Origin of the sequence: Pseudomonas sp. X4 (assembly GCF_040784925.1) — a bacterium.
Taxonomy (GTDB): domain Bacteria; phylum Pseudomonadota; class Gammaproteobacteria; order Pseudomonadales; family Pseudomonadaceae; genus Aquipseudomonas; species Aquipseudomonas putida_Z.
Map to the genome: position 1 here is coordinate 1702561 of NZ_CP160798.1, position 21383 is coordinate 1723943.

Here is a 21383-nt window from a genome sequence, read left to right on the forward strand (position 1 = left end):
GGATTGCACAAGGCCTGGGACCTCCGAGGTACCTGTGGGAGCGGGCGAGCCCGCGAAAGGGCCGGCACTGCCAACATCCCATTCGATTCAGCCTCGATTAAGCCATTCATTGCTATCATCCCCGCCTTCCCAACCGCGAACCGCCCGCATGCCAGCCTTGCCCGACAGCTTTTTCGACCGCGACGCCCAGACCCTGGCCAAGGCCCTGCTGGGCAAGGTCATCCGCCATCGCCACGGCGACCTGTGGTTGGCCGCGCGTATCATCGAGACCGAGGCCTACTACCTCACCGACAAGGGCAGCCACGCCTCGCTCGGCTACACCGAAAAACGCAAGGCGTTGTTCCTCGATGGCGGGCACATCTATATGTACTACGCGCGCGGCGGCGACTCGCTGAACTTCAGCGCCCACGGGCCGGGCAACGCGGTGCTGATCAAGTCGGCCTATCCTTGGCAGGACGCCCGCTCGGGGCCGAACAGCCTGGCGCAGATGCAACTGAACAACCCCGATGCCAGCGGCAACCTCCGCCCGGCCGAGCGCCTGTGCGCCGGCCAGACCTTGCTGTGCCGGGCCCTGGGCCTGAAGGTGCCGCACTGGGACGCCCAGCGTTTCGACGCCGAGCGCCTGTACGTGGAGGATTGCGGCAATGCCGTGCCACGGGTGATCCAGGCCGCCCGCCTGGGCATCCCGCATGGCCGCGACGAGCATCTGCCCTACCGTTTCGTCGATGCCGAGTACGCCCGTTTCTGCACGCGGAACCCGTTACGTCGCGGCCAAGTCGAAGGCCGCGACTTCTTCATTCTGGAACAAGGAAGCTGAACCATGGGCCAATGGCTCGACAGCCTGACCGGCTGGCTCAGCGCCAACCCGCAGTGGCTTGGCCTGGCGATTTTCCTGGTGGCCTGCATCGAGTGCCTGGCCATTGCCGGCATCATTGTGCCAGGCACTGTGTTGCTGTTCGCGGTCGCGGTACTGGCCGGCAGCGGCGCCTTCAGCCTGGGCGAAACGCTGCTGCTGGGCTTTCTCGGTGGCCTGGTGGGCGATGCGTTGTCGTACACGGTGGGCAAGTACTTCCACCAGAACATCCGCCGCCTGCCCCTGCTGCGCCACCATCCGGAATGGATCGGCAGTGCCGAGGCCTACTTCCAGCGCTACGGCATCGCCAGCCTGCTGGTAGGGCGCTTCATCGGGCCGCTGCGGCCGATGCTGCCGATGGTCGCCGGCATGTTCGACATGCCACTGCCGCGCTTCATCGCCGTCAGCCTGGTGGCCGGTGCCGGCTGGGCGGTGGCCTACCTGCTGCCCGGCTGGGCTACCGGCGCGGCCATGCGCCTGCCCTTGCCGGAAGGCTTCTGGCTGGATGCCGGGATCATCGCCGGCACCCTGGCAGTCATCATCGGGCTGAGCCTGAACACCAGCATTCGTGATCAACGCCACGGCACCCGGCTGATCGCCGGCATTAGTTTCCTGGCATTGGCCGGGGTCTTCCTCGGCTGGCCCTACCTGCACGAATTCGACCAGGGCGTGATGACACTGGTGCAGGAACACCGCAGCCAGGCCATCGATGGCGCCGTGGTGCTGGTGACCCGGCTGGGCGATTTCCGCACCCAGTTGTTCCTCGGCGGCCTGCTGACGGGCCTGCTGCTGCTTGCCCGGCAGTGGCGGCATGCCATGTTCGCTGCGGGCGCGCTGATGGGTACGGCGCTTGCCAACGGCACGCTGAAGTGGCTGTTCGCCCGGGCCCGCCCGGAAGTGCTGAGTGACCCGCTGACCAGCTACAGCATGCCCAGCGGGCACAGTTCGGCGTCGTTTGCGTTTTTCCTGGTGATGGCGGTGCTGGCCGGGCGCGGTCAGCCGCCGCGGATGCGCCTGACCTGGGTGATGCTGGGCTGTATTCCAGCGCTGGCGATCGCCCTGTCACGGGTGTACCTGGGGGCGCACTGGCCGACCGACATCCTCGCCGGGGCCTTGCTGGCGTGCTGTGTGTGCGCGCTCAGCCTGGCACTGGTGCAGCGTCACCAGACCCTGCCGGCCTTGCCGCTGCGGGTGTGGTGGCTGGTGTTGCCGGCGTGTGTCGCGTTGCTGGCGTTCTTTGCCATGCATGCGCTGCCGCAGGCTTTGCTGCGGTATCAATATTGATGTCGCCTGTACCGGCCTCTTCGCGGGTAAACCCGCTCCCACAGGTACTGCATCAAGCCTGAGAACGGCGCTATCTCTGTGGGAGCGGGCAAGCCCGCGAAGAGGCCGGCACTGGCAACCCATCACTATCAGGCAAACAATTCACCCTGAATCCGCTCCAGCAGCTTCTGGATTTCCCCCAACCGCTCCTGTGGTGAGTCGAGGGTCAGCAAATCCAGCTTGTCCTCTTCCATGAACGGCAGCAGGTACGCCAACTGGTTGGCCAACGCCTGGCGCCCGTCCACCGGGCGCGGCATGTCCAAGGCTTCGACCATCGGGTGTTCGCCCAGGGCCACCAGCAACGCCAGCAGGTCTTCGTCCGCCTCGAGCAACGGGCTGTCCGCCTGCTCCGGCAGCCATTGCACCTGCCCCACCAGCAACTGGTCCTTCTGCACCTCGGTACTGTCCAGGTTGAAGCGCCGCACACCTTCGACGCGGATACCCAGCAAGCCGTTATCCTGCTGCACGAAGTCACGGATCACCGCCTCGCAGCCGATCGAGGCAACCACCGGCGGCGCCTTGCCGACCTGCTCGCCTTCCAGGATGCACACCACACCAAAACCTTCGCCCCGCTTCATGCAGCGCCCGATCATGTCCAGGTAGCGTGCCTCGAAAATCTGCAAATCGAGGAAACAACCAGGAAACAGCACGGTATTGAGGGGAAACAGCGGTAGCGTCATCACAAGTCCTCAAGCCACCAGGCTGACCGCCAGCGGCAAGAACACCGCCGTGGCCACCCCCATCAGGCTCATCGCCAGCGCGGCAAAGGCGCCGCATTCGTCACTTTCCTGCAGGGCCACCGAAGTGCCCACCGCGTGCGCGGTCACGCCCAGAGACATGCCGCGCGCCTCGGGGCTATGCACGCCAAAACGGCTCAGCAGCGCCGGGCCGAAGATTGCCCCGATCACCCCGGTAATCAGCACGAACACTGCCGCCAGGGCCGCCACGCCGCCAATCTGCTCGGCCACCAGCATGGCGATCGGTGAGGTCACCGATTTCGGCGCCATGGTCATCAGGATCATGTGCTCGGCACCGAACCACCAGCCCAGCAACAGGCAGCACAGCGTGGCGAACAGGCCTCCGACTACCAGCGTAGTAAATGTGGGCCAGAACAGCTGACGGATACGCCGCAGGTTGAGGTAGAGCGGTACGGCCAGGGCCACGGTGGCGGGCCCCAGCAAGATGTTCATGATTTCGGTGCTCTTGCGGTATTCGCTGTAGTCGATGCCGCATACCAGCAACACGCCGATCACCAGCAGCATCGACACCAGTACCGGCTGCAGGAAGATCCAGCGGGTCTTCTCATAGGCCGCCAGCACCACCTGGTAGGCCCCAAGCGTGATGCCGATACCGAACAAGGGATGATGAACGACCGCATCCAGTGCGCCTTGCCAGTCGAGCATCATGGCTGCTCCTCGCGCCGGCCTTGGCGGTGGATGAGCTTTTGCATCAACACGCCGACGAACACCAGGGTCACCAGGCAGGAGATCAGCAAGGCACCGGCAATAGCCCAGAAGTCCGCGGCGATATCCTTGGCATACACCATCACCCCCACCGCTGGCGGTACCAGCAACAGCGGCAGGTAGCGCAGCAGGCTGCTGGCGGCCTCGTTCAGCGGCTTGCCCACCTCACCACGGGCCATGAGGAAGAACAACAGCAGCAACAGGCCGATGATCGGCCCCGGCAAAAACGGCACCAACAGGTGGTTGATTGCCGTCCCCAGCAGCTGGAACAGCACCAGCCAGGTCAAACCACGCAACAGCATAAGCATCTCCCTCGTGCATGGCCGCCATTATAAGCATGTGCCGCCATATACCGATATTCGTCGAAAAGCGCGCAACTTGACTGAAACGGTTCGCCGTGCTGATCTTGCACTTTCGTACCAACTGACAACCTGGAGAGTCCGCGATGCCCCATGTACCGGTTACAGAGCTTTCGCAGTACGTTGGTAAGGAACTGGGCCGCTCGGCCTGGCTGAAGATCGACCAGCAGCGCATCAACCTGTTCGCCGAAGCCACGGGCGATTTCCAGTTCATCCATGTCGACCCGGAAAAGGCGGCGAAAACCCCGTTTGGCGGCACGATCGCCCACGGTTTCCTGACGTTGTCGCTGATTCCCAAGCTGATCGAGGACATCCTGGTCCTGCCGGAAGGGCTGAAGATGGTGGTGAACTACGGACTGGACAGCGTGCGGTTCATCCAGCCGGTCAAGGTCGACAGCCAGGTGCGGCTGAAGGTGGACCTGGCCGAGGTGACCGAGAAGAAGCCGGGACAATGGTTGCTCAAGGCAATTGCCACGCTGGAAATCGAGGGAGAAGAGAAGCCTGCTTATATAGCTGAGTCGCTTTCCCTCTGCTTTGTCTGATGCACCACAGTTTCTGTGGGAGCGGGCATGCCCGCGAAGCAAGCACCGCGGTGGATGGCACGGGCTTCGCCCGTGTTCGCGGGCGCGCCCGCTCCCACGGGGTGCATGCCAGGATTTCAATGTTGTGCAAGGCAGTAGCCCCAACGATGTCCGTGCCTGGCCTCCTCTACAAACCCACCGCACTCGCGTAAACTGCCAGCCTTCGCGCAGCCTAGGGCTGCCCCTGTCGATTTACCAAAGGTGCCCGCCATGCCCTGGCTGCAAGTACGCCTGGCCATCAGCCCGGAACAAGCCGAAACCTACGAAGATGCCCTGCTCGAAGTGGGTGCCGTCTCGGTCACGTTCATGGACGCCGAGGATCAACCGATCTTCGAGCCAGACCTCAACACCACTCCGCTGTGGTCGCACACCCACCTGCTGGCCCTGTTCGAGGCCGATGCCGACCCTGAGCAGGTATTCGCCCACCTGCGACTGCTGACCGGCGCCGAGCTGCCCGAGCACCAGGCCGAGGTGATCGAGGACCAGGACTGGGAACGCAGCTGGATGGACAACTTCCAGCCGATGCGCTTCGGCCGCCGCCTGTGGATCGTGCCCAGCTGGCACGAGGCCCCGGAACAGGACGCGGTGAACCTGCTGCTCGACCCGGGCCTGGCGTTCGGCACCGGCACCCACCCGACCACCGCCCTGTGCCTGGAATGGCTCGACGGCCAGCAACTCGAAGGCACCCAGGTGCTGGACTTCGGCTGCGGCTCGGGCATTCTGGCCATCGCCGCGCTGCTGCTGGGCGCCCGTGAGGCGGTCGGTACCGACATCGACGTGCAGGCCATCGAGGCTTCGCGCGACAACGCCCAGCGCAACGGCATCGCCGATGAGAAGCTGGCGCTGTACCTGCCCGAGCACATGCCGGCCATGCAGGCCGACGTGCTGGTCGCCAACATCCTCGCCGGCCCGCTGGTGTCGCTGGCACCGCAACTGTCCGGCCTGGTCCGCCCAGGTGGCCTGCTGGCGCTGTCGGGCATCCTCGCCGAGCAGGGTGAGGAAGTGGCCGCGGCCTATGCCGCCGACTTCGAGCTGGACCCGATCGTCGTGCGCGACGGCTGGGTGCGCATCAGTGGTCGCCGCCGTTAAGCGGGCCTAGAATACTTTTCTGCACAGCTCCCGGATTGCCGCATGACCGACAGTTTCGTCACCCAGTGCCCGCATTGCCAGACCAGCTTTCGCGTCACCCACCACCAGTTGAGCGTGGCCCGCGGTGTAGTGCGCTGCGGCCACTGCCTGCAGGTGTTCAACGCCGCCAAGCAGCTGCTGGAGCAGAACCGCACCGGCGGAGCCAGCGCACCTGCGGTGCCGGCACCGATGCCTGCCGCCCCTGCCGAGCCGCTGGCCGAACCGGTGATCGCACCCGAGCCTGTCGCCAGCGAACCCGGCACCACCCCGGACGAGGACTGGGCGCTCACCAACCAGGCGTTGGACGCGCTCGACCTCGACATGGAACTGGAGCGCCTGGAGCGCCGCGGCCAACCGGCCACGGCTCGCCCGGCCAGCCAGGATGACGGCCTGCAGGCGCGGCGTGACGAACTGCACCCGGACGAACATGCCGACGACCTGTTCGGTACGGCTACCGATGAACCGTTCGAACCGCAACCGGCGATAGAAACCGCGCCCGTGCTGCGGGAGCCGGAGCCCTTGGAGCTGGACCTGGAGCCAGCCCCTGGCGAGCGTACCGAGCCGACGTTAGGTGGCAATCTGGACCTGGATATCGACGACGAGCCGCCGGTACACCGTGCCGCCGAAATCGATGACCACCCCGAATTCAACGAACCGCTGGGTGCCAGCGATGATGAAGCCTCGGTACAGGGTCTGAGCGCCCGCGACGACGAGCCGCTGGAGCTGCACCTGTCTGCGCGCGATGACGAGCCTGTCGAGCCGCTGCCCGGCGAACGCCTGGAACCAGGCCTTGCCGGCAAAGCCGAGCGCCCGGCGCGCAAGGAGCCGCTGGTCGATGTGGTCGACGACCCGCTGCAACTAGGCTGGGAAAAGCCCGCACCCAACTGGGGCAAGCGCCTGCTGTGGGGCTTCCTGACCCTGCTGGCCGCTGGCTTGCTGGCGTTCCAGTACGTGTGGTTCCACTTCGATGAAATGGCCCGCCAGGACCAGTACCGGCCGCTCTTCCAGCAAGTCTGCCCGTTGGTCGGCTGCGAAGTGCCGACCCGCGTCGATATCGCCCGAATCAAGAGCAGCAACCTGGTAGTACGCAGCCACCCGGACTTCAAGGGCGCACTGATCGTCGATGCGATCATCTACAACCGCGCGCCGTTCGCCCAGCCGTTCCCGCTGCTGGAACTGCGCTTCGCCGACCTCAATGGCCAGCTGATCGCCAGCCGGCGCTTCAAGCCCAGCGAATACCTGTCCGGCGAACTGGCCGGGCGCGGCGAAATGCCCAGCCAGACCCCGATCCACATCGCCCTGGACATCCTCGACCCGGGGCCGAAGGCCGTTAACTACAGCCTGAGCTTCCGCTCGCCGGAATAACCACCAACCCTGTGGGAGCGGGCGTGCCCGCGATCACGGGCGAAGCCCGTGCCATCCATTGCGCCGCCTGCTTCGCGGGCACGCCCGCTCCCACAGGGGCCGCGCAAGGTCCTGGATCCTCCCCCCATACCAAATGTCATAAGCCGACAACTGTTCAGATTTTATCCAAATCCATCTTTATCCGGTCACCGAGAGCGGGTATCATGCCAACCCTTTTTCGAACTCCAAGATTCGGCCCCACAACAGGGATCACCTATGTCGGCGGTACGCATCGGCCCATACACACTACGTAACAACCTGATCCTCGCGCCCATGGCCGGGGTCACAGACCAGCCTTTCCGTACACTTTGCCAGCGCCTGGGCGCCGGCATGGTGGTGTCGGAAATGGTCTCCAGCGACATGAGCCTGTGGAACAGCCGCAAGTCGAGCCTGCGCCGCATCCATGAAGGTGATCCCGAGCCACGCTCGGTGCAGATCGCCGGTGGTGATGCGCAGATGATGGCAGCGGCGGCAAAGGCCAACGTCGAAGCAGGCGCCCAGATCATTGATATCAACATGGGCTGCCCGGCAAAAAAAGTCTGCAACAAAGCCGCAGGCTCTGCTTTATTGAGAGATGAAGCCTTGGTCAGCGAGATTCTCCACGCCGTGGTCGGCGCCGTGGACGTCCCGGTGACCCTGAAGATCCGCACCGGCTGGGACCGGGCGAACAAGAACGGCCTGAACGTGGCGAGGATCGCCGAGCAGGCCGGCATCCAGGCGCTGGCGGTGCATGGCCGCACACGCGCCGACCTGTACACCGGCGAAGCCGAATACGACACCATCGCTGCCATCAAGCAGGCGGTGTCGATCCCGGTTTTTGCCAACGGCGATATCACCTCGCCAGAAAAGGCCCGGGCGGTGCTGGACGCCACCGGGGTAGACGGCCTGTTGATCGGCCGGGCCGCCCAGGGGCGGCCATGGATCTTTCGCGAGATCGAGCATTACCTGCGCACTGGCGAACACCTGCCAGCGCCGCAGCTGGACGAAGTGGAACGCATCCTGCTGGAGCACCTGGCCGCGCTGCATGCCTTCTATGGCGATGTGATGGGCGTACGTATCGCCCGCAAGCACGTTGGCTGGTACCTGGCAACACGACCCGGCGGCAAGGAGTTTCGCTCCCGGTTCAACGCTTTGGAAGACACACAAGCGCAGTGCGCCAACGTTCGCGCGTTTTTCAGCGAACGTCGACAGAGCCTTGAGACAGAGGACGGACAAGGGGTGGCCGCATGACGATGATGACCGAGACATTTGTGAGTGGAACAACGCCCGTGAGCGACAACGCCAACCTGAAACAGCACCTCAACACGCCGAGCGAAGAGGGCCAGACCCTTCGCGACAGCGTCGAGAAGGCGCTGCACAACTACTTCGCCCACCTGGAAGGCGCGACCGTGACGGACGTGTACAACCTGGTGCTCTCCGAAGTCGAGGCGCCCCTGCTCGAAAGCGTGATGAACTACGTGAAGGGCAACCAGACCAAGGCCAGCGAGATGCTCGGGCTGAACCGAGGCACCCTGCGCAAGAAGCTCAAGCAGTACGACTTGTTGTAAGCCAGAATCCCAACCAGAAAAGGCGGCTCCCTGAACAGAGGCGCCTTTTTTGCTGACTCCACCGCGTTATTGGAACCCGAAATGACCGACCAGACTACCCGCCTGCCAGTCCGCCGCGCCCTGATCAGCGTCTCCGACAAGACCGGTATCCTCGAATTCGCCCGTGAGCTGCAGCAGCTCGGTGTCGAGATCCTGTCCACCGGCGGCACCTACAAGCTGCTCAAGGACAACGGCGTCAACGCGGTGGAAGTGGCCGACTACACCGGCTTCGCCGAAATGATGGATGGCCGGGTCAAGACCCTGCACCCGAAAATCCACGGTGGCATCCTGGGCCGTCGCGGCACCGACGACGCCATCATGAACGAGCACGGCATCAAGCCGATCGACCTTGTAGCAGTCAACCTGTACCCGTTCGAAGCCACCATTTCCAAGCCTGGCTGTGATCTGCCGACCGCCATCGAGAACATCGACATCGGCGGCCCGACCATGGTCCGTTCGGCTGCCAAGAACCACAAGGACGTGGCCATCGTGGTCAACGCCAGCGACTACGCCGGCATCGTCGAAGGCCTCAAGGCCGGTGGCCTGACCTACGCCCAGCGCTTCGACCTGATGCTCAAGGCGTTCGAGCACACCGCCGCCTACGACGGCATGATCGCCAACTACATGGGCACCATCGATCAGGCCAAAGAGACCCTGAGCACTGAAGACCGCAGCGAATTCCCGCGCACCTTCAACAGCCAGTTCGTCAAGGCCCAGGAAATGCGCTACGGCGAGAACCCGCACCAGAGCGCGGCGTTCTACGTGGAAGCGAAAAAAGGCGAAGCCAGCGTTTCCACCGCCATCCAGCTGCAGGGCAAGGAGCTGTCGTTCAACAACGTGGCCGACACCGACGCCGCACTGGAGTGCGTGAAGAGCTTCGTCAAGCCGGCCTGCGTCATCGTCAAGCACGCCAACCCATGCGGCGTGGCCGTGGTACCTGAAGACGAAGGCGGCATCCGCAAGGCCTACGACCTGGCCTATGCCACCGACACCGAGTCGGCGTTCGGCGGCATCATCGCCTTCAACCGCGAGCTGGACGGCGAAACCGCCAAGGCCATTGTCGACCGCCAGTTCGTCGAAGTGATCATCGCCCCGAAAATCTCCCAGGCTGCCCGCGACGTGGTTGCCGCCAAGCAGAACGTACGCCTGCTGGAATGCGGCGAGTGGCCAGCCGAGCGCGCTGCCGGTTGGGACTTCAAGCGCGTCAACGGTGGCCTGCTGGTGCAGAGCCGCGATATCGGCATGATCACTGCCGATGACCTGAAGATCGTCACCAAGCGCGCGCCGACCGAGCAAGAGATCCACGACCTGGTGTTCGCCTGGAAAGTGGCCAAGTTCGTCAAGTCCAACGCCATTGTCTACGCCAAGCAGCGCCAGACCATCGGCGTCGGCGCCGGCCAGATGAGCCGCGTCAACTCCGCGCGCATTGCTGCAATCAAGGCCGAGCATGCCGGCCTGCAGGTGCAGGGCGCAGTCATGGCGTCGGACGCGTTCTTCCCGTTCCGTGATGGCATCGACAATGCGGCTAAAGTGGGTATCAGCGCCGTGATCCAGCCGGGTGGTTCGATGCGTGATGCCGAGGTGATTGCTGCTGCTGACGAAGCCGGCATCGCCATGGTCTTCACCGGTATGCGCCACTTCCGCCACTAAACAGATGGCCGGCCGATCCTCGGCCCTGCCTGTGGGAGCGGCCTTGCGTCGCGAAAGGGGCGCGTAGCGGCCCCAGATTTTCAGCTTCGCAGCAGAGATTGCCGGGGCCGCTTTGCGGCCCTTTCGCGACACAAGGCCGCTCCCACAGAAGAAGCGGGATCGGCCAGACAGAATTCGAGGTTTTGACATGAAAGTTTTGATCATCGGCAGCGGCGGCCGTGAGCACGCCCTGGCCTGGAAAGTCGCCCAGGACCCACGCGTGGAAAAAGTCTTCGTTGCCCCGGGCAACGCCGGCACCGCCATTGAAGCCAAGTGCGAGAACGTCGCCATCGACGTGTGCGCCCTGGAGCAACTGGCTGACTTCGCCGAGAAGAACGTCGACCTGACCATCGTCGGCCCGGAAGCACCGCTGGTCATCGGCGTGGTCGACCTGTTCCGCAGCCGCGGCCTGGACTGCTTCGGTCCGACCAAGGGCGCGGCCCAGCTGGAAGGCTCCAAGGCCTTCACCAAGGACTTCCTGGCGCGTCACAAGATCCCGACCGCCGACTACCAGAACTTCACCGAAATCGAGCCGGCGCTGGCCTACCTGCAGGAAAAAGGCGCGCCGATCGTGATCAAGGCCGACGGCCTGGCCGCGGGCAAGGGCGTGATCGTCGCCATGACCCTGGAAGAAGCCGAAGCCGCCGTGCGTGACATGCTGGCCGGCAACGCTTTCGGCGATGCGGGCTCCCGCGTGGTCATCGAGGAGTTCCTCGACGGCGAGGAAGCCAGCTTCATCGTCATGGTCGACGGCCAGAACGTGCTGCCCATGGCCACCAGCCAGGACCACAAGCGCGTCGGCGACCAGGACACCGGCCCGAACACCGGCGGCATGGGTGCCTACTCCCCTGCCCCAGTGGTCACCGCCGAAGTGCACCAGCGCGTGATGGACCAGGTGATCTGGCCGACCGTGCGCGGCATGGCCGAGGAAGGCAACGTCTACACCGGCTTCCTCTACGCCGGCCTGATGATCGACAAGGCGGGCAACCCCAAGGTCATCGAGTTCAACTGCCGCTTCGGCGACCCTGAGACCCAGCCAGTCATGCTGCGCCTGGAGTCGAGCCTGGTGCTGCTGGTCGAGGCCGCATTCGCCAAGGCGCTGGACAAGGTCGAAGCACAGTGGGACCCGCGCCCGAGCCTGGGCGTGGTACTGGCTGCCGGCGGCTACCCGGGCGACTACGCCAAGGGTGACGTGATCAACGGCCTGGACGCTGCCGCGAAGATCGAAGGCAAGGTGTTCCACGCCGGTACCGCACTGAAGGATGGCAAGGTGACCACCAACGGCGGGCGCGTGCTGTGTGCCACCGCCATGGGCAGCACCGTTGCCGACGCGCAGCAGCAGGCTTACCGCCTGGCCAAGGAAGTAAGCTGGAACGGCAGCTTCTACCGCACCGACATCGGCTACCGGGCCATCGCCCGCGAGCGCGGTGAGCACCAGCAGTAAGTTGTACCGGGTTGCCGCAGCGCGCGCCAGCACCTTGCGCCTGCGGCATCCGGCTCGTCGACAGGGCCCCGAGGGGCCTTGCCTTCGACTTGGCGCGCCGCGCATAGTTAATACCCGGCACCTTGGCTAAGAAGGGATTTCGTAGTGCGTCGGCTTCGGATTGCCTCAGCTCTGATCGTCAGCTTGCTGACCTTGCTCTGCATGTTCCCGGCTGCGGCCGAACATGACGGAGGCTGGGCCGTTCTGCTCGACGAACAGGCCAACCTGCAACTGAGCGACGTGCGCTCCGAGCGTTACCGCAACCAGTTCAGCCCGCTGGTACTCGCCGACCTGGATGCCGCCCCTGCGGAACAGGCCCTGTGGCTGCACTACCGCCTGGAGCCCGGCGAGCAGGAACAACTGCTGCGGGTTTTCGCCCCAGACCTTTCTGGCCTGGACCTCTACGCCCTCGAGGGCGACCAGCTTCTACGTCAGCTGCACCACGGGCGCCAGGCCGGCAATGCCAGCCCGACCCTGCGTGGCAGCGACCATGTACTGCCCCTGCCCAACAGCAAGCAACCCCTGGATATCTACCTGCGCCTGGTTTCCGAGCATCAGCTGCGCCCGGCCATCAGCCTGGAGCCTGCGGCCGTGGCAGCCTCCGACCAGCGCCAGCCACTGCTGTTCGGCATGCTGTTCGGCGGCCTGGTGATGCTGATCATGCACAACCTGATCCGCTTCCTCTACAGCCGCTCCAGCACCACCCTGATCCTGGCGCTGTACCACGGCCTGATGCTGCTCAGCGGCCTGATCCTGCTGAACCTCAGCGGCCCCTGGTGGCACGTGTGGCACAGCGCGCAAACGCCCGCCGCATACCTGACGCTGGTTCTGGCCGGCCTGGCCGGGCTGTGTTTCACCCAGCATTTCTTCTCGCCATGCAACTCGCCACGGCTCAACCGCCTGCTGCAGGGCGAGATGCTGGTGGTCGGGTTGAGCGGGTTGGTGCTGCTGTTCGTCGACACCCTGCCCCTGAACCTGATGACCTACGCCCTCATGGCCCTGGGCAGCGTGAGCATGCTGCTGGTCAGCAGCTACCACTGGTACAAGGGCTATGCACCCGCACGCCTGTTCAGCCTGGCCATGGTGGTGTTCAACCTCGGTGGGCTGGTACTGCTGCCAGCGCTGCTGGGCCTGACCCGTACCTCGACGCCCTGGCTGCTGTGCATCCTGCTGGGGCTGACCGTGGCCAGCGGCCTGCTGCTCAACCTGGCAGTCAGCGAACGCCTGCGGCGCATGAGCGAAGAGCGCTTCAGCGCCAGCCGCGCCCTGGCCGCCAGCGATGCCGAAATCAACGCCAAGGCCGAGTTCCTGGCCAAGATCAGCCACGAAATCCGCACCCCCATGAACGGCGTGCTGGGCATGACCGAGCTGCTGCTGGGCACGCCGCTGTCGGTCAAGCAGCGCGACTACGTGCAGACCATTCACAGCGCCGGCAACGAACTGCTCACGCTGATCAACGAGATTCTCGACATTTCCAAGCTGGAATCCCGGCAGATCGAACTCGATGACGTGCAGTTCGACCTCAACGCGCTGATCGAAGATTGCCTGAACATCTTCCGCGCCAAGGCCGAACAACAGAACATCGAACTGATCAGCTTCACCCAGCCGCAGGTACCACGGGTGATCAGCGGCGACCCGACGCGCCTGCGCCAGGCCTTGTCGAGCCTGCTGGAGAATGCCCTGAAAAACACCGACCAGGGCGAGATCCTGCTGGTAGTGGCGCTGGACCAGCGCGGCGAGGTACCGCGCCTGCGCATCGCCGTGCAGGACAGCGGCGAACCGTTGCCTGCCGCTGACCGCGAAGCCCTGCTGCAGGCCGAGTTGCACAGCCACCACTTCCTTTCCAGCAACAAGCTGGGCGGCCACCTGGGGCTGGTCATCGCCAAGCAGCTGATCGGCCTGATGCAGGGCGAGTTCGGCATCAAGAGCAGCACCGGCATGGGCAACACCCTGTGGCTGACCCTGCCACTGGACCCTTCGCGCCTGGAACAGCCACCGGCCGACCTGGACAGCCCGCTGCGCGATGCTCGCGTACTGGTGGTGGACGACAACGACACCTGCCGCAAGGTGCTGGTACAGCAGTGCAGTGCCTGGGGCATGAACGTCAGCGCGGTCCCGTCGGGCAAGGAAGCCCTGGCCCTGCTGCGCACCAAGGCCCACCTGCGCGACTACTTCGATGCCGTGCTGCTGGACCAGAACATGCCAGGCATGACCGGCATGCAGCTGGCCGCCAAGATCAAGGAAGACCCGAGCCTGAACCACGACATCCTGGTGGTGATGCTCACCGGCATCAGCAACGCGCCGAGCAAGGTCATTGCGCGCAACGCCGGGGTCAAGCGGATCCTCGCCAAGCCGGTGGCAGGCTACACGCTGAAAACCACCCTGGCCGAAGAACTGGCCCAGCGCGGCCGCGAGCAAGCCATACCAGCCAGTTTGCCCGGCATCCCCCAGGCACTGGACCTGCCCGGCGATTTCCGCGTGCTGGTCGCCGAGGACAACAGCATCTCGACCAAGGTGATCCGCGGCATGCTCGGCAAGCTCAACCTCGAGCCCGACACCGCCAGCAATGGCGAAGAGGCCTTGCAGGCGATGAAGGCGCAGCGCTACGACCTGGTGCTGATGGACTGCGAAATGCCGATACTGGACGGTTTCTCGGCCACCCAGCAGCTGCGCGCCTGGGAAGCCGCCAACCAGCGCCAGCGCACCCCGGTGGTGGCGCTGACCGCGCACATACTTGCCGAACACAAGGAACGCGCCCGCCTGGCGGGCATGGACGGGCACATGGCCAAACCGGTGGAACTGTCGCAGTTGCGAGAGCTGATCCAGTACTGGGCCAATCACCGGGAAGCCAAGGTGGATCCGGTGCATAGTTCCTGATCTGAGGCGCCTGTGCCGGCCTCTTCGCGGGTGAACCCGCTCCCACAGGTACTGCATTAGGCCTGAAGGCAATGCTATCCCTGTGGGAGCGGGTTCACCCGCGAAGAGGCCGGCACAGGCTATCAATAGAATCTGCTGATAAACTCTGCCCAGCCATAACTGCCTGGACTAGCCCCCATGCTCCATGAGTTGTTCAGCGTCTACCTGAAAATGCTCGTGCTCTACAGCCCGTTCTTCGTGCTGTCGTGCTTCATCAGCCTGACCCGCGGCCACTCCAGCAAGGAGCGCAAGCAGCTGGCCTGGAAGGTGGCCATCGCCGCGCTGATCGCCAGTGTCCTGCTGTACCTGTTCGGACGGGCGATCTTCGGCATCTTCGGCATCACCGCCGACGCCTTCCGCATCGGCGCCGGCAGCGTGCTGTTCATCTCGGCACTGGGCATGGCCCAAGGCAAGTCTGCGGTACAGGCCGACAACGTGCAGCAGGATGTCACCATCGTGCCGCTGACCATCCCGCTCACCGTCGGCCCCGGCACCATCGGTGCACTGCTGGTAATGGGCGTCGGCCACCCGCACTGGGACGACAAGCTGTTGGCCATCATCAGCATCGCCCTGGCCAGCTTTACCGTCGGCCTGGTGCTGTACCTGTCACACCGTATCGAGCGCATCCTCGGCGACCAGGGCCTACAGATCGTCAGCCGGCTGATGGGGCTGTTCGTCTGCGCCCTGGCTGCACAAATCATCTTTACCGGTATCAAAGGCTACCTGGCGCCCTGACCATCGCCGGATTGAGGTCGAACCGATACTCCCCCTGTGCATCCTTGGTTTTCATCAATGCCTGCAGTTCATCTCGCTGGTGTTGGAAGCGCCCGTTGTCCAGCTGCAAGGAAACGCCATTGAACCCGGCTTCGCCCTCCAGCGCCTTTTCGACCAGCAGCATGTCCTGAGAGATGCCGGTGATCGGCTTGTCGAACTGCAGGGTGATACTGCAAAGGTCGAGCGCCGGCCCCGGCTTGAGCAGGCCAAGCTCGATCACCAGCTGCGAACCCTGCGTGCTGAACTTCAGCTGGTGGCGAAAACCTTCGATCGATCGGCCCAGGCCGCTTCTGACTGCAGCCAGCACGGCCTCATGACGGATCGAGCGCATCTTCAGCCACGCCTCGAGTGGCTGTATCTGCGCGCTGCGCGCGGGTTGCCCCAACTGTTTCAGGTCATGCGTACTGGCCAGCTTGATCCAGCCCAGTTGCCGATATGCCTCGCGATAGGCGTCATACCAGGCTCCATAGTTGTCAAAGCGTGACCCCGCATTCCTGTTGGCCACCAACTGGGCGTAAAGGATGGAGTCGAAGGCAGCCTGGCGTTGAATCTGGCCAGCGTCCGCGCGATACAGTAATGCCGTCCCGCCAATCAACATCAGTTGTTCAGCTGTTCTGTCCATTGCGTTGCCTCGTCACAAAGAGCCGAACAAGGCGGCGTTGCAACAACGCCGCCTTGCAATCAGATGTCGTACTGGAGAACGTTCTCGACGCTGCGCACGCCGAGTTTGTTTTCCACGGTTTCGCGGACCTTGTCGTAGACGAAAGTGTTGAGGGTGAGGACAGCCATGCCGGCGTAGTACTCGGTCTTTTCCAGCTTCCACTGGATACCCAGGATGTCATCATCCAGTTGTGGGGCAGACGCCTGGATGCAGTTCACCACCATGACCACATCGTTGTTGTCGGTTTCGACGCAGGCGGCCATCCCGACCATGCCCCTGACCTTGTTCTTGCGCTTGTGATCGACCACCTTGAGGTCATTTTCGACAGTGGTGAGTTTGTCGAAGGCCGCCTTGGCCAGCACACCCAACTTGGTACCACCCAGCACCGCATTACCGACCGCACCAATCGCCCGTACAGCGACAGCGCCTATGGTGACAGACAGCTCGGCAGAGGTTTCCAGCTCGAAGGTGCGACGAGGGATGGTAAAGCCAAGATCACGCATGACATCGATGAACCGGTCGTACCACTCCCTGCTCTGTTTTTCGGCATCGAAGGACTTGTCAGCCACCAAGGTGGCAAAGTGGAAGGCGTTCTTTACGTCATGACGGCTTTGCGAAGACATGCCTGCGCCGCAGGCCAGCAGGTTGCCTTCGACCAGGATGGCTGTGTCGGTTGCAGTGACTTGTGTTTCTGTGGACATGTGGAAACTCCTAGATGGTTGCCCCCCGAGTCAGGGGCGACCACCTTAGCCAGCGCGCCCAGGATGCAGCGCGCTGAAGGGTTTCCGGTGCAACTAGTCGGCCGACGGGTACCAACGCGGCGTGTAGGCCCACACCCCACCCGAGAGGCGAGGAAACACGCAGGTTGTAGATGAACCCACCAGCACCATGGTGCGCATGTCGACCATTTCCGGCAGCAGCTCGGCCAATGTGACGACCTTCAGCGTCTGCCCCGGCCTACCGATGTCACGGCCAAGGACTACAGGCGTGTTCCCCTCGCGGTGCCGACGCACGACCTCCAGCGCTACCCCGAGCTGGTGCGGCCTTGCCTTGGAAATCGGGTTGTAGAACGCCAGCACCAGGTCGGCCTGGGCCGCCAGGTCCAGGCGCTTTTCAATGATCGACCACGGCTTGAGGTTGTCCGACAGCGACATCACGCAGAAGTCATGCCCCAGCGGCGCACCCGCCTGGGCGGCGGTCGCGAGCGAGGCCGACACCCCCGGCAGGATCTCGAGATCCACCCGGTGCCAGGCCGGGTCAGTGGACTCGTGCAACGCTTCAAGTACCGCAGCTGCCATGGCGAACACACCCGGGTCGCCCGACGACACCACCACCACCGAACGGCCCTGGGCTGCCAGTTCGAAGGCATGCCGGGCACGCTGCATCTCTTCACGGTTGTCGGTGCAGTGCAGCACCTGGTCGTCACGGAACGGGCCGGCCATGCGCACGTAGGTTTCGTAACCGAGCACATCCTCGGCTCGCGCCAGTTCGGCCTTGACCACCGGCACCATCAGCTCGGCTGCACCCGGCCCCAGGCCGATGACCGCCAGGCGACCCCGACGACGACCGATCTGCGCCACCCCGACCGGGGCAGGCGCCACCGCGATGACCACGTCTGCCACCTCGATCAGCTGCGCAGCAGGCAATGCCGCAGCAACCATGCCGGCCAGATCATGCGTCTTGGCAGCAAAGCGCAAGGCAATCCCCAGGGCCTGTGCGGCCTCGTGCAGGGCGCTGTCGGCCATGGCTTGCTCGTCGGCCAGCAGGCAGGCCACTGCAGGCTCGGCGATGCCGGCCTGCTGCAATGCCGCACGGATACTGGCCAGGCTGCCGCCAGCAACACCCACTACCACCGAACGCGGGTGGATCAGCAGCTCGTCGCGGCTGGCCGGGCGGGCCTGGTGCCCCACATGGATGGTACGCCGGGCCGCCTCGCTGGCAGGCAACTGCGCCTGCTGCAGCCACGGCGCATCACCTTCGATGCGCACCGCCTCGCCAGCCAGCAGGTCGGAGACAAAGCGCTTGCCTTGCTCGATATCCGCCAGCGCATAGCCCTGTGGCGGGTTCAGCAGACAGGTGCCGAAACGCAGCTCGCCGCTGGTGGTGATGGCCGCAGCAACGCCCAGTGCTTCAGCGATTTCGCGCGCCATCACGTTCACACCGCCAAGGCCCCCGAGCAAAGGCACTACGGCACTGCCGTCTTCGGCCACGGCCAGTACCGGTGGCTCGACACCTTTCTCGCTGAGCAGGCCGGCCAGGCTGCGGATGACGATACCCGCCGCGCACAGGGCGATGATCGGTGTGTTCTGCTGGTACAGCCCACGCAGGGTATCGCCGAACGCGGTGTAGCAAAGGTCGGCACCCTCGACCCGGCCTTCCAGGCCATGGATCGATGCTTGTGGATAACGCTGCTGGATACGCTGCGCCGTGGCCAGGCTGCCCTGGCCAAGGATGACGATCGCCGGTGCCTGGTGCATGTTCAGCCCTGCCATTTTTCACCCGGCACGATGATCAGCGAGAAGTACGGCGACGACTGTGGGTCGACCTGGTCCAGCGGCACGATCTTCTGGTTGGCCATGGTCGCCCGCTCCACATACAGCGCGCGCCCGTCCAGGCCCAGTTCGGCCAGCACTTCGCGCACCTTGGGGAAGTTGCGCCCAAGCTTCATGATCACCGCCGCGTCGGCGTCGGCCAGGCGACGCTTGAGCTCCTCGGCCGGCAACACGCCAGACAGCACCGACAGGCTCTGGTTGCGGTACACCAGCGGCGCGCCCAGTACCGAGGCACCACCGAGCATCGAGCAGACGCCGGGGATCACTTCGGCCTCGTAGCGCTGCGCCAGGCGGTCGTGCAGGTACATGTAGGAACCATAGAAGAACGGGTCGCCTTCACAGATCACCGCCACGTCGCGGCCGGCATCCAGGTGCTCGGCCACCTGCACGCTGGCCTCGTCGTAGAAGTCGCTGATTACCTGTTCATAGGACAGCGGCGCTGGCAGCGCTTCGGTGGTTACCGGGTAGACCAGCGGCAGCAAGGTCTGCTCGGGCTGCAGGTGCGCCTCGATGATGCCGAAGGCGTTGCCGCGCTTGCCCTTGGCCACGAAGTAGCCGACCACGGGCGCTTCACGCAGCAGGCGCAGGGCCTTGAGGGTAATCAGTTCAGGGTCGCCAGGGCCCACGCCCAGGCCCAGCAGACGTCCACGCGGCGCCATCATTCCACCTCCGTGGCGAGGGCGTTGACCGCAGCGGCGGCCATCGCGCTGCCGCCCAGGCGGCCCTGCATGATCACGAACGGCACGCCACGGCTGTCGGCGGCGAGCATCGCCTTGGACTCGGCGGCACCGACGAAACCGACCGGGAAGCCGAGGATCAGTGCTGGTTTCGGGGCGCCGGCGTCGAGCATTTCCAGCAGGTAGAACAGCGCGGTAGGCGCGTTGCCGATCACCACCACACTGCCTTCCAGGTGCGGTCGCCACAGCTCCAGGGCCACGGCGGAACGGGTGTTGCCGGCGTCTTTCGCCAGGCCCGGTACGCTCGGGTCGCGCAGGGTGCAGATGACCTTGTTGTCGGCGGGCAGGCGGGCGCGGGTAATGCCTTCGGCGACCATGTGCGCATCGCACAGGATCGGCGCGCCGTTCAGCAACGCCTCGCGCCCGGCCCGGCCGGCGCCTTCGGAGAACTGCAGGCCATCGATGGCGTCGACCATGCCACAGGCGTGGATCACGCGCACGGCGAGCTTTTCGAGGTCTGCGGGGATCCGCTCGAGTCGGGCTTCCTCGCGGATGATCCGGAAGGAATTGCGATAGATCTCCTGACCATCGCGGATGTAGTCAATCATCAAGGTGCTCCGTCGGCAGGTCGAGCATGGCGCCTGCTTCATTCAAGGTAAGGTCGGTGGCGCGCAGGGCGCCGAAGCCCGGCAGGCGCGCATCACGCAGGTACAGGTCGTAACGGCCCGGCGCACGGGCCAGCAGGGTGGCCGGGGCAACATGGGCCACGGCGCAGGATCGGGGGCAACCGGACAAGTGCACGCTGCCGGGCACACCAGGGCCGAGCAGTGCAGCCAGGGTGACAGCGTCAGCCTTGGTCTCGCCCAGGGCCTTGGCACAGCCACTGGCGCCGGTACAGGCGCTTATGCGGGCCAGTGGCTCATGGTCGTGGCATAGCAGGCCCAGTGCGGACAACCCGGCCTGGGCGTGGTCGATGTGTTGCGCTTGCAGGTTGGTCAGCACCAGGCTTTGCCAGGGGCTCAGGCGCAGGCTGCCATCGCCATGTTCACGGGCAACGCGCGCGGCGCCACGCAGCATGGCCGGGGTCAGGCGGCCCTGCGGCGGGGCAACGCCCAAGGCGACGCCCTGCGCCTGGGGCAGGACGCCCAGCCACGAGACCCTGCTCGGTTCACGCCGCCATGCGAGCACGGCGGCATCGCGGCGGATGGCCAGGCCGAGTCCGTCGATGAAATCGGTTGCCGAACACACCTCGAGCAACTGGCGCATGCGCGACTGTGCCGGGGTGGCCAGGTCGAGGAAGCGCTCCAGCACCGCACGCACCAGTGCCAGGGCTTGGTCCGCCGGCACCGCGCCGAGCACCTGGCCGTCTGCCGGGCAACCTGCCAGGCCAAATGCCAGCCAGGTCTGCTGCCCCAGGCGCAGAGCCGACAGCCACAGGTCATGGGGGTGTTCGAGCATGGCCAGGTTTTCGCCGGCATCCAGCTGCACGGCGAACTTGGCCGACAACTGGTGAAAACGCGGGGTGCCTTCCAGCAGGTCGAGGATCTGCCCGGCCAGCGGCCGAGCGTCCAGCAGCATCGCCGGGTCATGCCCGGCCAGCGGGCTGAGCATCAGGTTGCGCACATCGTCACCGGCGGCATCACGTGGGCCCAGGCCGGCTGCGAGCAGTGTCTCGACCAGGCCGCGATGCTCGCTGCCAATGCCGCGAATCTGCAGGTTGCCGCGGTTGGTGGCCTCGATCACGCCACCGGCGAAACGCTCGGCAGCCGCCGCCACTGCGTCGGCCTGGTCGGCCAGCAGCAGGCCGCCCGGCAGCTTGATGCGGCAGATGCCGCCATCACGGGCACTGACGATGCGCCACAACCCCGGGCAGGCCGAGGGACGGGGCGATACATGGGAGGCATGGGCCTGGGTCAAAGGGGCGTCCGGCAATC

General features: G+C 64.9%; 20 protein-coding genes. 11 read left to right on the forward strand and 9 right to left on the reverse strand.

The features are described from left to right. Nucleotides 1-148: 148 nt before the first annotated feature. Nucleotides 149-817, forward strand: a complete 669-nt coding sequence (locus ABX298_RS07480; RefSeq protein WP_137162481.1) for a DNA-3-methyladenine glycosylase — start codon at nucleotides 149-151, stop codon at nucleotides 815-817. Nucleotides 818-820: 3 nt separating this feature from the next. Further along, entirely contained in the window at nucleotides 821-2137 is a 1317-nt protein-coding gene (locus ABX298_RS07485) for a bifunctional DedA family/phosphatase PAP2 family protein (RefSeq protein WP_367394256.1), read from the forward strand. Between the two features lie 128 nt (nucleotides 2138-2265). Here ABX298_RS07485 and ABX298_RS07490 read toward each other — a convergent pair whose 3' ends face one another. Genes ABX298_RS07490 through ABX298_RS07500 form a run of 3 tightly spaced genes read right to left on the reverse strand, consistent with a single transcriptional unit; the run spans nucleotide 2266 to nucleotide 3941 of the window. Next, nucleotides 2266-2856, reverse strand: a complete 591-nt coding sequence (locus ABX298_RS07490; RefSeq protein ID WP_075046485.1) for an LON peptidase substrate-binding domain-containing protein — start codon at nucleotides 2854-2856, stop codon at nucleotides 2266-2268. Nucleotides 2857-2865: 9 nt separating this feature from the next. Further along, entirely contained in the window at nucleotides 2866-3582 is a 717-nt protein-coding gene (locus ABX298_RS07495; RefSeq protein WP_013974365.1) for an LrgB family protein, read from the reverse strand. Further along, nucleotides 3579-3941, reverse strand: a complete 363-nt coding sequence (locus ABX298_RS07500) for a CidA/LrgA family protein (RefSeq protein ID WP_046613232.1) — start codon at nucleotides 3939-3941, stop codon at nucleotides 3579-3581. Before ABX298_RS07500 ends, ABX298_RS07495 begins: the two co-directional genes overlap by 4 nt. A gap of 143 nt (nucleotides 3942-4084) precedes the next feature. Here ABX298_RS07500 and ABX298_RS07505 point away from each other — a divergent pair, with 143 nt between their 5' ends. The 9 genes from ABX298_RS07505 to ABX298_RS07545 all read left to right on the forward strand — a co-directional run bounded on the left by ABX298_RS07505 (nucleotide 4085) and on the right by ABX298_RS07545 (nucleotide 15520). Then, on the forward strand, nucleotides 4085-4540 hold the full coding sequence (locus ABX298_RS07505) for a MaoC family dehydratase (RefSeq protein ID WP_317409436.1): 456 nt from the start codon (nucleotides 4085-4087) through the stop codon (nucleotides 4538-4540). 249 nt (nucleotides 4541-4789) lie between these two features. Further along, complete coding sequence (gene prmA, locus ABX298_RS07510; protein ID WP_025340777.1) at nucleotides 4790-5668, forward strand: 50S ribosomal protein L11 methyltransferase; 879 nt, start codon at nucleotides 4790-4792, stop codon at nucleotides 5666-5668. 42 nt (nucleotides 5669-5710) lie between these two features. Beyond that, the gene (locus ABX298_RS07515) at nucleotides 5711-7072 is read left to right on the forward strand and encodes a DUF3426 domain-containing protein (RefSeq protein WP_317409437.1); all 1362 of its coding nucleotides are present in this window, start codon (nucleotides 5711-5713) and stop codon (nucleotides 7070-7072) included. Nucleotides 7073-7327: 255 nt separating this feature from the next. Then, complete coding sequence (gene dusB, locus ABX298_RS07520) at nucleotides 7328-8341, forward strand: tRNA dihydrouridine synthase DusB (RefSeq protein WP_046613238.1); 1014 nt, start codon at nucleotides 7328-7330, stop codon at nucleotides 8339-8341. Then, nucleotides 8338-8658 carry a DNA-binding transcriptional regulator Fis gene (gene fis, locus ABX298_RS07525; RefSeq protein ID WP_012274390.1) on the forward strand — a complete coding sequence of 107 codons (321 nt, stop codon included), beginning with the start codon at nucleotides 8338-8340 and terminating at the stop codon, nucleotides 8656-8658. Before dusB ends, fis begins: the two co-directional genes overlap by 4 nt. Nucleotides 8659-8739: 81 nt before the next feature. Beyond that, a complete protein-coding gene (purH, locus tag ABX298_RS07530; protein WP_075046491.1) occupies nucleotides 8740-10347 on the forward strand; it encodes a bifunctional phosphoribosylaminoimidazolecarboxamide formyltransferase/IMP cyclohydrolase in 1608 nt (535 codons plus the stop codon). Between the two features lie 187 nt (nucleotides 10348-10534). Continuing rightward, nucleotides 10535-11830 carry a phosphoribosylamine--glycine ligase gene (gene purD / locus ABX298_RS07535; protein WP_075046492.1) on the forward strand — a complete coding sequence of 432 codons (1296 nt, stop codon included), beginning with the start codon at nucleotides 10535-10537 and terminating at the stop codon, nucleotides 11828-11830. A 144-nt stretch (nucleotides 11831-11974) separates the two neighbouring features. Next, nucleotides 11975-14746, forward strand: coding sequence for a hybrid sensor histidine kinase/response regulator (locus ABX298_RS07540; RefSeq protein WP_025340782.1), 2772 nt, complete (start codon nucleotides 11975-11977; stop codon nucleotides 14744-14746). 177 nt (nucleotides 14747-14923) lie between these two features. Beyond that, nucleotides 14924-15520: a MarC family protein gene (locus ABX298_RS07545; protein WP_013974374.1), complete on the forward strand. Its 597-nt coding sequence runs from the start codon at nucleotides 14924-14926 to the stop codon at nucleotides 15518-15520. Here the strand turns inward: ABX298_RS07545 and ABX298_RS07550 are convergent. From ABX298_RS07550 to cobG, 6 genes are all read right to left on the reverse strand, one after another. Then, complete coding sequence (locus ABX298_RS07550; RefSeq protein WP_367394257.1) at nucleotides 15498-16181, reverse strand: hypothetical protein; 684 nt, start codon at nucleotides 16179-16181, stop codon at nucleotides 15498-15500. The genes ABX298_RS07545 and ABX298_RS07550 overlap by 23 nt on opposite strands. Before the next feature lie 59 nt (nucleotides 16182-16240). Next, entirely contained in the window at nucleotides 16241-16921 is a 681-nt protein-coding gene (locus ABX298_RS07555; protein ID WP_046613247.1) for a hypothetical protein, read from the reverse strand. A gap of 93 nt (nucleotides 16922-17014) precedes the next feature. Then, a complete protein-coding gene (cobJ, locus tag ABX298_RS07560) occupies nucleotides 17015-18697 on the reverse strand; it encodes a precorrin-3B C(17)-methyltransferase (protein WP_367394473.1) in 1683 nt (560 codons plus the stop codon). A 2-nt stretch (nucleotides 18698-18699) separates the two neighbouring features. After that, the gene (locus tag ABX298_RS07565; RefSeq protein WP_016712210.1) at nucleotides 18700-19434 is read right to left on the reverse strand and encodes a precorrin-2 C(20)-methyltransferase; all 735 of its coding nucleotides are present in this window, start codon (nucleotides 19432-19434) and stop codon (nucleotides 18700-18702) included. Continuing rightward, complete coding sequence (locus ABX298_RS07570) at nucleotides 19431-20057, reverse strand: precorrin-8X methylmutase (protein WP_003257545.1); 627 nt, start codon at nucleotides 20055-20057, stop codon at nucleotides 19431-19433. The genes ABX298_RS07565 and ABX298_RS07570 overlap by 4 nt, the downstream gene beginning before the upstream one ends. Then, the gene (gene cobG / locus ABX298_RS07575) at nucleotides 20050-21381 is read right to left on the reverse strand and encodes a precorrin-3B synthase (protein ID WP_367394258.1); all 1332 of its coding nucleotides are present in this window, start codon (nucleotides 21379-21381) and stop codon (nucleotides 20050-20052) included. The genes ABX298_RS07570 and cobG overlap by 8 nt, the downstream gene beginning before the upstream one ends. Nucleotides 21382-21383: the final 2 nt, after the last annotated feature.

Coding starts and splice junctions, on each gene's coding strand:
- ABX298_RS07495 (WP_013974365.1), bottom strand. CDS start 3,582: ATGATGCTCGACTGGCAAGGCGCACTGGATGCGGTCGTTCATCATCCC.
- fis (WP_012274390.1), top strand. CDS start 8,338: ATGACGATGATGACCGAGACATTTGTGAGTGGAACAACGCCCGTGAGC.
- ABX298_RS07485 (WP_367394256.1), top strand. CDS start 821: ATGGGCCAATGGCTCGACAGCCTGACCGGCTGGCTCAGCGCCAACCCG.
- ABX298_RS07555 (WP_046613247.1), bottom strand. CDS start 16,921: ATGTCCACAGAAACACAAGTCACTGCAACCGACACAGCCATCCTGGTC.
- ABX298_RS07490 (WP_075046485.1), bottom strand. CDS start 2,856: ATGACGCTACCGCTGTTTCCCCTCAATACCGTGCTGTTTCCTGGTTGT.
- ABX298_RS07515 (WP_317409437.1), top strand. CDS start 5,711: ATGACCGACAGTTTCGTCACCCAGTGCCCGCATTGCCAGACCAGCTTT.
- ABX298_RS07500 (WP_046613232.1), bottom strand. CDS start 3,941: ATGCTGTTGCGTGGTTTGACCTGGCTGGTGCTGTTCCAGCTGCTGGGG.
- ABX298_RS07480 (WP_137162481.1), top strand. CDS start 149: ATGCCAGCCTTGCCCGACAGCTTTTTCGACCGCGACGCCCAGACCCTG.
- purH (WP_075046491.1), top strand. CDS start 8,740: ATGACCGACCAGACTACCCGCCTGCCAGTCCGCCGCGCCCTGATCAGC.
- cobJ (WP_367394473.1), bottom strand. CDS start 18,697: ATGCACCAGGCACCGGCGATCGTCATCCTTGGCCAGGGCAGCCTGGCC.
- ABX298_RS07565 (WP_016712210.1), bottom strand. CDS start 19,434: ATGATGGCGCCGCGTGGACGTCTGCTGGGCCTGGGCGTGGGCCCTGGC.
- ABX298_RS07570 (WP_003257545.1), bottom strand. CDS start 20,057: ATGATTGACTACATCCGCGATGGTCAGGAGATCTATCGCAATTCCTTC.
- ABX298_RS07550 (WP_367394257.1), bottom strand. CDS start 16,181: ATGGACAGAACAGCTGAACAACTGATGTTGATTGGCGGGACGGCATTA.
- purD (WP_075046492.1), top strand. CDS start 10,535: ATGAAAGTTTTGATCATCGGCAGCGGCGGCCGTGAGCACGCCCTGGCC.
- ABX298_RS07545 (WP_013974374.1), top strand. CDS start 14,924: ATGCTCCATGAGTTGTTCAGCGTCTACCTGAAAATGCTCGTGCTCTAC.
- ABX298_RS07505 (WP_317409436.1), top strand. CDS start 4,085: ATGCCCCATGTACCGGTTACAGAGCTTTCGCAGTACGTTGGTAAGGAA.
- prmA (WP_025340777.1), top strand. CDS start 4,790: ATGCCCTGGCTGCAAGTACGCCTGGCCATCAGCCCGGAACAAGCCGAA.
- dusB (WP_046613238.1), top strand. CDS start 7,328: ATGTCGGCGGTACGCATCGGCCCATACACACTACGTAACAACCTGATC.